12 protein-coding genes, 2 pseudogenes and 1 riboswitch are annotated in these 14,098 nt (G+C 68.3%); of the genes and pseudogenes, 7 read left to right on the top strand and 7 right to left on the bottom strand.

All coding sequences use genetic code 11. The annotated features are described in order from the left end of the window. Window positions 1-49: 49 nt before the first annotated feature. Window positions 50-259, bottom strand: a riboswitch (cobalamin riboswitch). Window positions 260-383: 124 nt separating this feature from the next. Genes WKC72_RS35905 through WKC72_RS35890 form a run of 4 tightly spaced genes read right to left on the bottom strand, consistent with a single transcriptional unit; the run spans window position 384 to window position 3,844 of the window. After that, entirely contained in the window at window positions 384-992 is a 609-nt protein-coding gene (locus WKC72_RS35905; RefSeq protein WP_061043544.1) for a response regulator, read from the bottom strand. Further along, entirely contained in the window at window positions 989-2,104 is a 1,116-nt protein-coding gene (locus WKC72_RS35900; RefSeq protein WP_370181147.1) for a sensor histidine kinase, read from the bottom strand. The genes WKC72_RS35905 and WKC72_RS35900 overlap by 4 nt, the downstream gene beginning before the upstream one ends. 19 nt (window positions 2,105-2,123) lie before the next feature. After that, window positions 2,124-2,900 carry an ABC transporter permease gene (locus WKC72_RS35895; protein WP_037234645.1) on the bottom strand — a complete coding sequence of 259 codons (777 nt, stop codon included), beginning with the start codon at window positions 2,898-2,900 and terminating at the stop codon, window positions 2,124-2,126. Further along, window positions 2,900-3,844 carry an ABC transporter ATP-binding protein gene (locus tag WKC72_RS35890; RefSeq protein WP_370181146.1) on the bottom strand — a complete coding sequence of 315 codons (945 nt, stop codon included), beginning with the start codon at window positions 3,842-3,844 and terminating at the stop codon, window positions 2,900-2,902. The genes WKC72_RS35895 and WKC72_RS35890 overlap by 1 nt, the downstream gene beginning before the upstream one ends. A gap of 282 nt (window positions 3,845-4,126) precedes the next feature. Between WKC72_RS35890 and WKC72_RS35885 the strand changes: the two genes are divergently transcribed. After that, window positions 4,127-5,215 carry a 3-deoxy-7-phosphoheptulonate synthase gene (locus WKC72_RS35885; RefSeq protein WP_037234639.1) on the top strand — a complete coding sequence of 363 codons (1,089 nt, stop codon included), beginning with the start codon at window positions 4,127-4,129 and terminating at the stop codon, window positions 5,213-5,215. Here the strand turns inward: WKC72_RS35885 and WKC72_RS35880 are convergent, their stop codons facing one another. The 3 genes from WKC72_RS35880 to thpD form a co-directional block, all read right to left on the bottom strand. Further along, complete coding sequence (locus WKC72_RS35880) at window positions 5,216-5,863, bottom strand: alpha-ketoglutarate-dependent dioxygenase AlkB (protein WP_370181145.1); 648 nt, start codon at window positions 5,861-5,863, stop codon at window positions 5,216-5,218. A 178-nt stretch (window positions 5,864-6,041) separates the two neighbouring features. Further along, window positions 6,042-8,192, bottom strand: coding sequence for an MMPL family transporter (locus WKC72_RS35875; RefSeq protein WP_370181144.1), 2,151 nt, complete (start codon window positions 8,190-8,192; stop codon window positions 6,042-6,044). Window positions 8,193-8,360: 168 nt separating this feature from the next. Beyond that, window positions 8,361-9,272, bottom strand: coding sequence for an ectoine hydroxylase (gene thpD, locus WKC72_RS35870; RefSeq protein ID WP_037234630.1), 912 nt, complete (start codon window positions 9,270-9,272; stop codon window positions 8,361-8,363). Window positions 9,273-9,417: 145 nt separating this feature from the next. Here thpD and WKC72_RS35865 point away from each other — a divergent pair, with 145 nt between their 5' ends. From WKC72_RS35865 to WKC72_RS35840, 6 genes and pseudogenes are all read left to right on the top strand, one after another. Then, window positions 9,418-10,065: a LysE family translocator gene (locus WKC72_RS35865; protein ID WP_112301172.1), complete on the top strand. Its 648-nt coding sequence runs from the start codon at window positions 9,418-9,420 to the stop codon at window positions 10,063-10,065. A gap of 88 nt (window positions 10,066-10,153) precedes the next feature. After that, window positions 10,154-10,959: pseudogene (locus WKC72_RS35860) on the top strand (zinc-binding dehydrogenase); the annotation flags it as partial. A gap of 249 nt (window positions 10,960-11,208) precedes the next feature. After that, window positions 11,209-11,343, top strand: coding sequence for a hypothetical protein (locus WKC72_RS35855; RefSeq protein WP_255309515.1), 135 nt, complete (start codon window positions 11,209-11,211; stop codon window positions 11,341-11,343). A 206-nt stretch (window positions 11,344-11,549) separates the two neighbouring features. Then, a complete protein-coding gene (locus WKC72_RS35850) occupies window positions 11,550-13,361 on the top strand; it encodes a zinc ribbon domain-containing protein (RefSeq protein WP_370184636.1) in 1,812 nt (603 codons plus the stop codon). Window positions 13,362-13,364: 3 nt separating this feature from the next. Next, window positions 13,365-13,607, top strand: a pseudogene (locus WKC72_RS35845) (zinc-binding dehydrogenase); the annotation flags it as partial. Between the two features lie 62 nt (window positions 13,608-13,669). Next, window positions 13,670-14,095 carry a VOC family protein gene (locus WKC72_RS35840; protein WP_037234622.1) on the top strand — a complete coding sequence of 142 codons (426 nt, stop codon included), beginning with the start codon at window positions 13,670-13,672 and terminating at the stop codon, window positions 14,093-14,095. Window positions 14,096-14,098: the final 3 nt, after the last annotated feature.

Below are 14,098 nucleotides of genomic sequence, written 5' to 3'. Positions count from 1 at the left end.
CGCGAGAAGGTCTACACGCCCAATCCACGAGGCGGTAACCGTCGGGCACGGCGTGCCCGACACAGTCGGCAGGTCTTCGGACTCGCAGGCAGCCGGTGTGACATCACACCGGACCTAGTGGCCGTCGCTTCCCAGGCGGTTGCCCAGTGCGTGGTGACGGCGGTCGTTCCTGCTCACCGCTGCGGGACAGTCCCGGATTTTCACCGGGTTCCCTCTCACACGCGCGAACTCCGGGGAGTCCGACGTGCTTCGACGCCAGGTGCGGTCTTCGGGGCTCCTCACGACCGTGCCGGGCGAACCAGCTGCAAGGCCAGCATAGGCCTTCGGCCCGTGCGCGGTTAAGGGGTCCCTGGACTCGTCAAGCACTCACGGGCGCGAAGCGCCTACAGCCAGCCGTTCGACTCCGCGGCGCGGACGGCCTCGGCGCGGGTGCTGGCGCCGGTCTTGCCGATCGCCGAGGACAGGTGGTTGCGCACGGTACCTGCGGACAGGAACAGCGCGGCCGCGATCGAGGCGACCGGCGCACCGTCCCGCGCCGCCCGCAGCACGTCGGTCTCCCGGTCGGTGAGCGGCGATTCCCCGCTGACGAGACTGTCGGCGGCCAGAGCCGGGTCGACGACGCGCAGTCCGGCATGGACGCGCCGGACGGCGTCGGCGAGTTGCCGGGCCGGGGTGTCTTTCACGACGAACCCCGACGCACCGGCCTGCAGTGCCTTGCGCAGGTAGCCGGGACGGCCGAACGTCGTCACGATCAGGACGCGGGTCTGCGGCATCTCGGCCCGTAATGCCGCGGCCGCGGCGATCCCGTCCAGGCCGGGCATTTCGACGTCGAGGAGCGCGACGTCGGGGGAGTGCTCGCGCGCCGCCGCGACGACCTCGTCGCCGCGCCCGACCTCCGCGACGACCGTCAGGTCCGCCTCCAGGTCGAGGAGGGCGGCGAGGGCACCGCGGACGAGTGCCTGATCGTCGGCGAGCAGCAGCCGGATCGTCACGGGACCTCTTCCTTCAGCACGTGCAACGAGAATCCGCCCGGTTGCGGGTGGGTGATGACGACCCGGGCTCCGGCGGCGGCGGCGCGCTCCCGAAGGCCCACCAGCCCGTTCCCGTACACGGATTCACTGCAGCCGGATCCGTCGTCGACGACGGTGACCTCGCGTTCGCCCACCGTGACGGAGCAGTGCGTCGCGCCGCTGTGCCGGACCACGTTCGTGACACCCTCCCGGACCGTCCACGCGAACAACTCGCGCAGGCCGGTGGGTACCGACTCGGTGCTGTTGGGCAGCTCGGCCTCGATTCCGGCCGACCGCAACGCTTCCCCGGCCCGGGCGATCTCCACCGGAAGCGACAGCCCCCGGATTCCCTGCACGGCCTGCCGGACATCCGCGAGCGCGTCGCGGGAAAGGCGTTCCAGGTCCGCCACTTCCGTGCGCGCCCGGTCGATGTCGATGTCGAGGAGCCGGCCCACGAGTTCGGCCTTGACGGTGATGACGGTGAGGGAGTGCCCGAGGATGTCGTGGAGGTCGCGGGCCATCCGGGTGCGTTCCTCCTGCACGGCGAGTCGTTCGCTCGCTTCCCGTTCCCGGACCAGTTCGATGTTGCGGTTGATCAGCTTGGTCACCCCGAACATCGCGAATGCGGCCGCGCACACGCCCAGCGAGAGCCCGGTGCCCGACCCCCAGTCCATCACCGCGGAGATCGCTTCCACGAGAACTGCGACGGTCAGCGCGGTGATCCCGCCGAGCCACGCGGGGAACAGCATGACCGCGGAGACGGCGAGGAAGACGGAGGCGGACAGCCCCGACGATCCGACGGCGACCACCATGACGGCCGCGAGCCCGAACAACGCCACCACGAGTGGCACCGCCTGGTTCAGCGGCGGCCGAAACTCGTTGTGCGCGCGCCGGGTATGCGACCACCGGAACATCGCGAGGTACGTCACCGCGAAGGCCAGCGTGGCGATCATCCCGATCCAGCCCCGGACCTGATCGCGGGCGGCCCACCCGTCGAGGAACGGCTGGAAGAGGAAGACGGTCCACGCGGCGGCGAAAATGAATCCGAAACGGCCCCATCGTCTGGTCACGACGGGGCCGTCGGTGGTGGTCACGGCAGTCACGATACCGCCGTCACACTCGCTCGGTGTCGCGCTGGAAGCGCCACGCCGCACCGCCGACGAAGATCGCCAGCCACACCGCGACGTTCAGGAGCCACGTCCACTGCATCGCGTCACCGGTGAGCGGTGCGTGCACCAGTTGACTCAGCCCGTACGTGGGCATGAACTGCGCGATCGACGCCCACACCGAACCGTCCTGCAGCGGCATGAACAGCCCGCCCGCGAAGCCGAGCACGGCGAGTCCGGGGCCGAGGATCTGCATGACGTTCTCGCTCGGCAGCAGGTACCCCATGAACAGGCCGAACGCGGCGAACACCGCGGATCCGAGCCAGGTGATCAGGGCCGTCGTGAACCACAGGGACGTGTCCATCTGGACAGACGTGAACGCGCCCACCAGATAGACGACGCCGACGGCCCCGAGCCCGAGCATCATCGCGACGAGCACCTTGACGAAGATGTACACCCCGGGTGACAAGGGGGTGAGCCGCAACTGCCGGCTCCATCCCGACGCCCGTTCCACCGACACCATCGCCCCGCCGCTCGTCGTCGCGATCATCGCGCCGTACAGCGCCATGCTGATCATCACGTACGCCGAGACATTCCCGTTGCCCGCGCTCTCACTCGAGTAGCTCGGGTTCAGGCCGAAGATGAGGAAGAAGACGACCGGCATGACGAGAGTGATGATCATCGTGCGCCGATTGCGCAGCAGCCGGCGCAGTTCGAGGCCGAGGAGGGTGGTGTTGAGTCCGCCGAGCGGGGGAACACGGCGGGGTGCGGCGAGGGTGGTCATCAGTTGGATCCTTCCGTGCCGGAGTCGGAGGTGAGCGCGATGAACGCGTCTTCGAGTCCTCGGGAGACGATTTCGAGGTCGCAGGCAGGTGTCTGTGTGAGGAGGTGGCGGGCCACGGCGTCGGTGTCCGTCGAGTGGACGAGGACGCTGTCACCGCGAACTTCGATGCTGTCGGCGCCGGGAATCGCGAACAGCTGTTCCCGGTCAGCACCCGGGAAGTGGGCGCGCACCGTGCGTCCCGCAGCCAGTGCCTTCACCTCGGCAGCGGTGCCGTCGGCGACCACTTTCCCCCTGCGCACCAGCACGATCCGGTCGGCGTAGGCGTCGGCCTCCTCGAGATAGTGCGTCGCGAAGACGACCGTTCGGCCGCTGTCCGCGTCGGCGCGGATCGCCGACCAGAAGTCCCGCCTGCCCTCGACGTCCATGCCCGTGGTCGGCTCGTCGAGGATCAGCAGCTCGGGATCGGAGAGCAGTGCCATCGCGAACCGCAGTCGCTGCTGCTGACCGCCGGAACACTTGCCCACCAAGCGGTTTCCGAGATCGGCGATACCGGCCCGGGTGAGGACCTTGTCGACGGGCCGCGTGTCGGCGAACAGGCTCGCGGTGAGCCGGACTGTCTCCTCGACCGTCAGTTCCTTCAGCAGCCCGCCCGTCTGCATGACCGCCGAGACCAGGCCCTTCGCGATCGCGGTGCGCGGATCGGTGCCGAACACGGACACCTCGCCGGCGGTGGGGCGGGACAGTCCGAGGACCATGTCGACGGTGGTGGTCTTGCCGGCGCCGTTGGGGCCGAGAAACGCGACGATCTCGCCGGGCCGGATCTCGAGGTCCAGGCCTCGGACGGCGTGAACGTCACCGAAGTACTTGTGGACGCCTCGCAGGCTGACGGCCGGAGCCGGCGACGCGGAGGCGTTCGTGGAGGTGTGGAGCTCTGTCGATGTCATGCATTCAGCGTGCGATCCGGACGGCCGCCGACCCCCACACGTCCGTCACGACCTCACCGTGACAAATGTCAGGGGGCCGGGGTAGGTGTGGCGCCGATCGGGGGCAGCCGTTACTGTGGGCGCCATGCAGCGCGCATATTTCTGGTTTAGCAGGCCGGCCCCGGGTGGGCCGGTCGGCGTAACCACGCGCTGACTTCTTCCACCCCAGAGCCGGATTACAGACCGGCTCGCGGGAATCTCCACAGTCTTCGAGGGCCGGCCTGAGAACAGGAACCCGAACCCATGACTGTCACTCTCGACACCACCACCAGCAGTGATCGGCTGGACGACCAGCGCACCGTGAGCATCAGCCCGCTGGTGGCGCCGTCGGTCGTGCGCCGTGAACACGCCCCCGACGACGTCGCGTCCGCGACCGTGCGCTCCGGCCGCGCCGACACGGTGAACGTGCTGAACGGCGAGGACGATCGACTGCTCGTCGTGGTGGGCCCGTGCTCGGTGCACGACCCGGACGCCGCCATGGACTACGCCCGCCGCCTCGCCGCGAAGGCCGAGGAACTGCGCGACGACCTGCACATCGTGATGCGGGTCTACTTCGAGAAGCCGCGCACCACGCTCGGCTGGAAGGGTCTGCTCAACGACCCGCACCTGGACGGCACGTTCGACATCGACACCGGGATCCGCATGGGCCGCAAGCTGCTGCTCGACGTGTCCTCGCTCGGCCTGCCGGTCGGCTGCGAGTTCCTCGACCCGATCATGCCGCAGTACATCGCGGACCTCGTCACGTACGGCGCGATCGGTGCCCGCACCGCGGCCAGCCAGGTGCACCGGCAGCTGTGCAGCGCGCTGTCGATGCCCGTCGGGATCAAGAACTCGACGGAGGGCGACGTGCAGGTGGCCGTCGACGGCACCCGCGCCGCTGCGGCGAGCCACGTGTTCCCCGGCACCGACCTCGACGGGCAGGCCGCGCTGATCCGCACAGTCGGCAACCCCGACTGCCACGTCATCCTCCGCGGGGGCAGCGACGGACCGAATTACGACGCGGAGACGGTGGCGGACACGCTCGCCCGGCTGCGCAAGGGCGGTCTGCCCGAGCGGGTCGTCATCGATGCCAGCCACGGCAACAGCAGCAAGAACCACGAGAAGCAGGTCGACGTGCTGAACGACATCGCGGCCCGGCTCGAGGGCGGTGAGAAGGGGATCGTCGGTGTGATGGTGGAGAGCTTCATCGAAGCCGGTCGTCAGGACCTCACACTCGGAAAGGCCGAGGACCTCACGTACGGCCAGTCCATCACCGACGCGTGCATCGACTGGAACACGACGGCGGCGCAGCTGGACCGCCTCGCCCAGGCAGTGGCCGCACGCCGGAAGTGATCACCGCACACCTCTCGTGCGGAACTGCACGCTGATCCGCGGTCCGAGCGGGCGGGTGCTCTTCGGTACGCAATGCTCCCAGGTGCGCTGGCAGGAACCACCCATCACCAGCAGGTCACCGTGGCCGAGTGAGTACCGGATCGAGTGCCCGCCGCCGCGCGGACGCAGCAGCAGCGGACGCGCGGCGCCGAGCGACAGGATCGCGACCATGGTGTCTTCGGTGCGGCTCCGGCCGGTGTCGTCGCCGTGCCAGGCGACGCTGTCGGAACCGTCGCGGTAGAAGCAGAGTCCGGAGGTGGCGAACCTCTCGCCCAGCTCGGGCAGGTAATACCTGCTCAGGGCGTCGCGTGCCGCGACCAGCAGCGGGTCGGGGAGCGGCTCGCCTTCCGGGTAGAACCGGACGAGGCGTGGCACGTCGACCACCCGGTCGTACATCTGGCGCCGTTCCGCTTTCCACGGCACCGTCTCCGCGAGCGTCGTGAACAGCTCGTCGGAACCGGTCAGCCACCCCGGCCGCACGTCGACCCACGCTCCCGCCGTGAGCGTGCGACGCTGCACCGTCGGCCCGAGCTCGCTGAGTTCGACACCGAACGACGCGTCGTCGAACAGTGAAGCCTGGAGCGCATACCGCGCATCCGCGGAAGTCATGTCGCCATGCTACCCGATATTCGAACGTATGTTCTCATCATTTTTCGTGCGGAGACTGCCGCCGGAGGCGGTACGCGCAGACGCACCCCGTCTTGGGTCGTGCACTGTTTCGGGCCCTGAAAGGAGTGCGGCTGCAAAGAAGTGGTGCGTCTGTGCATAACGCGGCCGACGGTGGCAGTTACCGCGGCACCGCCGGCTCGCGGTCGTCGCCGGTGTCGATGGTCGCCTTCTGCCTGCTCGGCCACCAGAAGGCGCGACGTTCGAGTGCGGACAGGCTCGGTACCAGTATCGGTGCCATCGCGAAGGCGGCGATCGCGACACCGATCGCGACACCGAAGCCGAGTTCGGCGAGGTTGGCCAGTCCGGTGAGGGTCAGGGAAGCGAAGGTCAGCGCCAGGATCAGACCGGCGGCGGCCACGGTGGGGGCGTCGTTGGAGACGGCGATCCGCGCCGCCTCACGCGGGGTGTACCCGTTGCGGAATTCCTCGCGCAGTCGCGAGGCCAGCAGGATGTTGTAGTCGGTGCCGATCGCGACGACGAACAGGTAGAGCACGATCGGAATGGAGAAGTCGATCCCGTCGTAGCCGAGGCCGTGCAGGAACAGGAGCACGACGGCGCCGAGGGTGGCGACGAACGTGAGTGCCACGCACACCAGCAGGTTGAGCGGGGCCAGCACGGCGAGCAGCAGCAGGGCGAGAATCAGCGCGATCGCGACTGCGGCGACGGGGAACACGAGGCGCGTATCCGCCGCGAGTTGCGCGCGGACGTCGACGAACGTGGACGTCTGCCCTCCCACAACGACTTCCGAACCGGGTACCGCATTGTGAGCTGCATCGCGGATCGGGCCCTCGACGAGGTCGAGGGACGCGTTCGAATAGGGATCGTCGGCGAGTACGACGTTGACGAGCGCGGCGCGACCGTCCTGACTCGGTCGCGGCGGGGCGACCGAGGACACGCCCGGCACCTGCGTGAGAGCAGTGACGAGCGGGGTCAGCGACGCCGGATCGAGCGGCCCGGGAGCCACGACGTACACCTGGGTCGGGCTCAGCGCGCCCGCGGGAAAGGATTGGTCGAGGGTGTCGAATGCCTGCTGTGACGGCGTGTCGGAGGGAAGTTCGCCCAGCGTGTTGTACGTCGACTTGTAGCCGGAGGCGAAGGAGGCGAGCGCGATCAACACGACGCCGACCGCGATGGCGAAGACGGCTGGGCGCCGCCCGATCGCGGTGCCGATCGAGGCGAACGGTGTGTGGGGGCTGTCGTGACCCGGTCCGAGCGGCCAGAACAGGTGTCGGCCCAGAACGGTGAACACCGCGGGGATGAGCGTCAACGCCGTCACCAGCATGACGGCCACGGCGACGATCAGACCGGGCGCGAGCGTGGTGAGCGAGCCGAGTTTCGCCAGCAGCAGTGCGGCGAACGCGACGATGACCGTGAGCGCCGACGACGCGACGACGCGCCCGACGACGTCGGTGGAGAACACGAGGGCTTCTCGATGCGTGTCGGTGGTGGACCCTGCCGCAGCCTGTTGCCGGAGGCGTTCGCGATAGCGGAACAACAGGAAGACGATGTAGTCGGTGCCGACACCGAAGAGGACCACCACGAGGATGGATTGCAGTGACGTGCTGACCTGGAAGTCGAACAGATCGGCGAGCACGGCGGTGAGTCCGGTGACCACCGACAGCACCACGCCGATCACGAGAACCGGCAGGACGGCGATGACGGGGCTGCGGAAGATCAGGCCGAGCAGGGCGAGGATGACGATCACCGTGGCAATCGTGATGACCTTGTCGGCGTTGTCGTATGCGGCGGTGGTGTCGACTTGAATGGCCGCGTTACCGGTCAGCCCGCTCACCAGTCCGGTTCCGTTCAGTTGCTGCTCGGCGTCGCCCCGGATGACCGGCACGGCGTCGTTGACCCGGTCGTCGCCGGGTTGTCCGTCGAACACCACCTGCAGCGCGGCGGCCTTCCCGTCGGCGGACAGCGACGCAGGCGACCCCTGCACGCTCACCACACCCGGGATCGCCGAATTCTGCAGCGAGGTCGCGAGATTCAGTGCCGTCTGCTGGTCGGCGGGCGACAGCGGGGCGTCATCGGCGCGGACCACCACCAGGCTGCCGGTGGCGCCGGACAGGCTGGGAAAGTATTGGTTGCCGACGGCCTGCGCCTCGGAGGACTCGAATGAACTGGGCAGGAACGTCTGCTGGTTACCGGTGGTGTAGTCGTCGAGACTCGGTGCGAACAGGATGACGGCTATTGCCGCGACCACCCAGGCGGCGATGACCTGCCACGGGTGTGCGACGACGGTGCGCGCGATGTAGGCAAACATCATTCCCCGTTCCGGGAGATGAAGGTTCGGCCGCGCCCGGCCGGGCGGTCGAACCGTGCCCAGCCATCGTCGCATGCAGGGTGCCGCGAAGGCTACGGGTTTCGCGGCATCGACAGACCGCGGCCCCGCTCCGACGTCAGGGAGCGGGGCCGCGGTACGTCATGGTGCTCGTTACCGCAAAGGGGTGAAATCCCGGCTACCGAGGTAGTCGGGGCGCGGCGCGGGCGCCGAAAACGGATCCGTCAGGGTGTTCTCGACACTGTTGAACACGATGAAGAGGTTGGAGCGCGCGAACGGCGTGATGTTGCCGTTCGACCCGTGCATGCAGTTGGAATCGAATACGGTGGCGGACCCGGCCGGTCCGGTCATCATGTCGATGCCGTACTCGTTCGCCATCCGGGTGAGCGTCGGCTGATCGGGCGACCCGGTGGGGGGAACGTAGCTGACCAGCGATTCCTTGTAATAGTCGTCGGGGGTCTCGCCGGCGCACGAGACGAACGCGCGGTGAGATCCGGGCATGATCATCAGCCCGCCGTTGTGCCCGTAGTTCTCGGTGAGCGCGATCGAGATACTTGCGGCGCGAGGAGTGGGCATGCCGTCCTCGGCGTGCCAGGTCTCGAAGTCGGAGTGCCAGTAGAACGGTCCGCCGGTGAAACCGGGCTTGAAATTGAGTCGCGACTGGTGGACGTAGACGTCCGAACCGAGGATCTGCCGGGCGATACCCACCACCTCGGGGCGGCGGATGATCTCGTCGACGACGTCGCTGAGACGGTGGACGTCGAACACGGAACGGACGGCGCCGTCGCCGTTCTCCCGTACGACGCGGCCGTCGCCGCGCAGCGTGTCCGTCTCGGCGAGGCGGGCCATCTCGTCGACCAGATTGAACACGTCGCGGGGTGGGATGATCGCGTCGGCGGAGTGATATCCGCGTTTGTCGTAGTCGGCAACCTGATTCGCGGTGAGCGGACCGGTCCGGGTATCACCCCGTTTCTGGTCCGACCAGGTGACCGGGTCCTGACGGACGGTCATCGTGCACTCGTTGCGGTCCCTCGTGGGGTAGTTGTCGGCTACGGCCGTACGCATAACTCGTGTTTCACCCTTTCGGATTGGACAACGCTTTACTCTTCCGACGTTCCCACTGGTCGTCGACGAATGCAACCCGGACACAGGTCCACCGAGGCTGGACTGGACCGCGACGGCGCGTCGCCGCGGTGGGATCGTCACGGACATGATCGATTCGGCGGCGGTACTCGGAGTGGCGGCGATCGCCCTCGGCATGGTTCTCACACCGGGGCCCAACATGGTGTACCTGGTCTCGCGCAGCATCACTCAGGGCAGGGCGGCGGGACTGGTCTCGCTGGCCGGTGTCGCTCTCGGATTCCTGTGCTATCTGGCAGCTGCGACACTGGGTATTTCGGCGGTGTTCTCCGCCGTCCCGCAGGCGTACACCGCGCTGAAGCTGGCGGGCGCGTGCTACCTGGGCTGGCTGGCGTGGCAGGCGTTGCGTCCCGGCGGGCACACACCGTTCGCGCCCGCCCGGGCGCTGCCCCGGGATTCGTCCACCCGGCTGTTCCTGATGGGTCTCACGACCAACCTGCTCAATCCGAAGATCGCGGTGATGTACCTGGCGCTGATCCCGCAGTTCGTCCACCTCGGCGCCGGGCCCGTGTGGTTGCAGAGCCTGCTGCTCGGCAGTGTCCAGATCGTGGTCGCGCTCACCGTGAACGCGCTGATCGTCTGCGTCGCAGGAACTGTCGCGACGTTCCTGTCCGGACGGCCGGTGTGGCTGCGTGCGCAGAAGCTCGTGATGGGAAGCGTCCTCGGCGGTCTCGCCGTTCACCTCGCCCTCGACCGGACGCGGCCCGCGACGGTCTGAATCGGCAGTTGCCCAGTGGTCTGAATCATGCACACATGGGCATGTTTCGCGGGTGCCGTCGGAGGCGACGACGACGAAGGGGTGAGAGATGGCCGAGACGATGCGGGCGCAGCGATTCCATGCCGACACGAAAACTATTGCCGTGGAGGATGTTCCGATTCCGGAACCCGGTCCCGGTGAAGTTCTCGTCAAAGTGGAGTTCTGCGGCATCTGCCATTCCGACCTGAGTCTGATCGACGGCACGTTCCCGGCGCTGCTGCCCGAGGTGACCCAGGGGCACGAGGCGTCGGGCACCATCGCGAAAGTCGGTGCCGGCGTGACCGGCTGGTCCGAGGGAGACCGCGTCGTACCGTCCGCGGGCAGGCCCTGCTTCGTGTGCCGCAACTGTCGCCGCGGGGACCTCACGAACTGCCTGAACATCCAGCTCATGGCGTTCGCCTACGACGGCGCGTGGGCCGAGTACACGGTGGCGCAGGCCGGGGACTGACCCGCATCCCGGACATCGTCCCGTTCGAGCAGGCGGCGATCCTCGCCGACGCGGTGTCGACGCCGTTCGGTGCGGTCGTGCGCACCGGCAAGGTGGTGGTCGGGGAGACCGTCGGCGTGTGGGGCGTGGGCGGAGTCGGCACCCACATCGTGCAGCTGGCACGTCTGGTCGGCGCCGTCCCCGTGATCGCGTTCGACATCAATCCCGCTGTGCGGGAACGCGCCCTGGAACTCGGGGCCGATTACGCGTTCGACTCCCGGGACGAAAACCTGAAGGAGAAGGTCGCCGAGGCGACGGACGGCCGGATGCTGGACGTCGCGTTCGACGCGACCGGACTGAAGGTGACGTTCGAGCAGGCACTCGACTGCCTGACGGTCGGTGGCCGGCTCGTCGCGGTCGGGCTCTCAACTGTTGACGTAGTGGCTAATACTTCCTATCACTGTCGGTTCATGCGCATCGGCGAGGCGGCGGCAACCTGAGCATGTCCGTGGTGGGGGTCTAGAGGGGTCTAGAGGGCCGCGTCGGAGGACCGGTTACCGTCCCGGCGACAGGTTCCGGTCGGCGAGTTTTCGATCGGGAGGATAGCGACGTCAATCTGGGTCGATCTGCACCGGAGAGTGTTCGGGCCGACAGGGCGGAAGCAGTTGTATTGCCGGGTGTCCGGCTCGACCGGCCTGGAACCCTCGCTCGCCGATCAGGATGTGATATTGCGTGAGCGTGCCACCGGCACCGTCTACCGGGCCTACCAGGATCGTGGTTCCGGTCTTCGGGAGAGGCTCGAGCGGGTGTGAATCGGATGCGTGGCGATGCAGCCACCCGCCGGTTTGCGGTGGTGCGCGTGGTGGCGGGATCGGTGGCGCGGGTTTCGGGGTGGCGTGGATCGAGCGTGACGTGTCGGTGGTCGGCGTTAGGGTCGAGACCGTCGGTGAGGATGGGGACACGGTCTCGGGTGGGGGAGCTGATGGGAGACGATCATGGCGTCGAGGTGGGCTCCCTGATGGCCGATGCCGGATTGCCTGCGCTGCGACAGTTCTCGTTCACCACCCGCGCCCATGTGGCGGTCGACGACGCGACCGGTGAGCCGATCGGACTCGACGACGTCGACACCCGGGTGGGGTGGCTGCTCGACCTGATCTGGGGCGCCGAAGCGCACATGCTGTCGCGGCTGTGGCAACCGGCCACCTTCGATGTCCTCGCCGCCGGCGTGGACCGTCAGGGCCGCAAGCTCCCGATGCAGGGCCATGTCGCTGCTGCGCGGCTGGGCTGGATCCCGCACTACCCGGACGGGGTGTACGTGCCCTCACGGGTGACCCGGGTGGTGACCGCGCAGGTGATGGCGTCCCTTCGGACGCTGGCCTACCGGGACACCGCGATCGCGGCACTGTCTGAGCGGTTCGACCCGGCCACGGGCACTCTGGCGCCGCCGACCGAACCGGGCGACTGGGTGCCATTGGGTTTCGCCCGGGGCGTGGTGCGGCAGTTCACCGCGCGCGCCCACCGGACCGACGGGGCTCCCTCGACGCGGTTGCGGATCACCGACATGCAGGGACCCCCGCAGACGAGCGCGATGGCCCGGCTGTCCGCAGCGGATCGACAACTCGCACACATCACCGTCACCGTCACCGACGCCGTCATGACATTGACCGTCAAACTCCCCACCACGGCAGCCCCGACAGGACGCGCGCAGTGGCGACGAGTCCGGTTGACCGCCACCATCCCCGTGCACCTGCACGGGCGGCCGATCAGCGTCTGGCATCTCCCGACCCTGGTCCTCGACCACCGAGGTCTGCTGTTACGGTGCGCGGCGACCGAACTCGTCCCCGACTGTGACCTGGGATCGGCCACCGTCGCGGTGGGGGTGGATTGGTCCCCGTCCACGCTCGGTGCCGCCGTCACCGCAGCAGAGGGCCCGGAGGGGCTGGTCTCCGATTACCGGGGCGTCACCTACGACGACCGCGGCCTCGGGACCAAACTGGCGCGCCTACAGACTGAAGGCCAGATGCTGCACCGCAAGGCCGCCCGGCTGACGCGACTGGCCGCGACCGCACCACCCGAGGTCCGCACCCAGCTGGAGGAGAAGATCGCCGTCCTCGACGCCCACCGCACCGCGGTGGGTATCAAGCGGGGGAAGATCAACCGGGAGTTGGCGTTCCATTTCGCCCGCCAGGTCACCGACTATGCCACCGCGGCGGGCGCGCAGGTGATCGCGGTGGAGGACCTGACCACCCTCGAGACTCGCGGGCACGGACGGGTCAACAACAATCGGGCCGCGCAGTCCGCCCGCCGCCACGCCGTTACCGCCCTCGCCCACACCGCCGCAGAGGTCGGCATCGCGGTGGTCTCGGTGCCGGCCCGCGGATCCTCCGCACGGTGTCCGGGGTGCGACGAACCCCTTTCGCGCCCCGGCGGATACCACAGTGCGTGGTGTTCGGGCTGCCGGGTCGGCGGCAACCGCGACCACGTCGCCGGGGTGAACCTGGCCAAACGCGCCCTGCTCGGTAGAACCACGGTCACCCGGCGGCGGGGGCAGCTGCCCGCGATCCGGGTCGCCAAGCACGCGCCGGTGCGCCGGTGCTGCGACAAAACCGGTCCGACACCGCGTCGGCCGCGGCACCGTCGGGTCCGGCACAGCCTGCCCACCGTGACACCGCGGGTGGGGGTGACTCCGAACAGATATGTTCCTGCACCCGAAGCGTCGGTGTGGGACACGGTCGAACCCGTACCACCTCACGGTGATGCGGGTAGCCGTGACACACGTCCATCTCCCGCGCCCGCCACGCAAGTGGCAGACAGTATGAGATCTACGTAGACGCTGAGTGCGCAGGAGGCGTCGGTGGGCACCACCGCGCAGTTCGGTCTGTCCCAGAAGCAGGTGCTCGGCCACCTCGGCTACAAGAACGTGGACATCGAAACCCTCGCCGAACTGGTGTCCCGTGGCCGCCTCGACCTGTCGCGGTCGATCAGCGAGATCATCCCGCTCGAAGACGTCGCGAAGGGCATCGAGAAGCTCGCGAACCACGAGGGAGATCCCATCCGGATCCTCGTCAAACCCTGACACCGGCCGGTCCCGGGCCCGGCTCACCGGGACCTGTCGGTGCCCCGCTGTACCGTCGGGCCATGGGATATGAATTTCAAGTCACAGTGGACTCGGAGAACCCGCATACCCTGGCCAAATGGTGGGCCCAGACGCTCGGCTGGGAGGTCGAGCCGAGCAACGAGGAGTTCATCCGCGGGCTCGTCCAGGCCGGCCACGCACAGGAGTCCGACACCATCGAGTTCGAGGGTGTCCTGGTTTGGCGGGAGGGCCAGGCCATCCGCGATCCGGAACACCCGGAGCGCCCCCGCGTGCTGTTCCAGCTGGTTCCCGAACGGAAGACGGTGAAGAACCGGCTCCACCTGGACATCCGGGTCGGGGACGCCCGCTACGAGGTGGCCGAGAAGCTGGAGCAGGCCGGCGCCACCGTGCTCCACCGGGGCCGCCAGGGACCGAGCGAGTGGGTCACGATGGCTGACCCGGAGGGCAACGAATTCTGCGTCAGCTGACGC

This window comes from Rhodococcus wratislaviensis (assembly GCF_041228765.1).
In the GTDB taxonomy this organism is placed as follows: domain Bacteria; phylum Actinomycetota; class Actinomycetes; order Mycobacteriales; family Mycobacteriaceae; genus Rhodococcus_F; species Rhodococcus_F wratislaviensis.
The sequence above is the reverse complement of the archived record's forward strand: the minus strand, read 5'-3'. Positions and strand labels throughout refer to the sequence as shown.

Coding starts and splice junctions, on each gene's coding strand:
- WKC72_RS35895 (WP_037234645.1), bottom strand. CDS start 2,900: ATGACCACCCTCGCCGCACCCCGCCGTGTTCCCCCGCTCGGCGGACTC.
- WKC72_RS35890 (WP_370181146.1), bottom strand. CDS start 3,844: ATGACATCGACAGAGCTCCACACCTCCACGAACGCCTCCGCGTCGCCG.
- WKC72_RS35885 (WP_037234639.1), top strand. CDS start 4,127: ATGACTGTCACTCTCGACACCACCACCAGCAGTGATCGGCTGGACGAC.
- WKC72_RS35880 (WP_370181145.1), bottom strand. CDS start 5,863: ATGACTTCCGCGGATGCGCGGTATGCGCTCCAGGCTTCACTGTTCGAC.
- WKC72_RS35875 (WP_370181144.1), bottom strand. CDS start 8,192: ATGATGTTTGCCTACATCGCGCGCACCGTCGTCGCACACCCGTGGCAG.
- thpD (WP_037234630.1), bottom strand. CDS start 9,272: ATGCGTACGGCCGTAGCCGACAACTACCCCACGAGGGACCGCAACGAG.
- WKC72_RS35865 (WP_112301172.1), top strand. CDS start 9,418: ATGATCGATTCGGCGGCGGTACTCGGAGTGGCGGCGATCGCCCTCGGC.
- WKC72_RS35850 (WP_370184636.1), top strand. CDS start 11,550: ATGGCCGATGCCGGATTGCCTGCGCTGCGACAGTTCTCGTTCACCACC.
- WKC72_RS35840 (WP_037234622.1), top strand. CDS start 13,670: ATGGGATATGAATTTCAAGTCACAGTGGACTCGGAGAACCCGCATACC.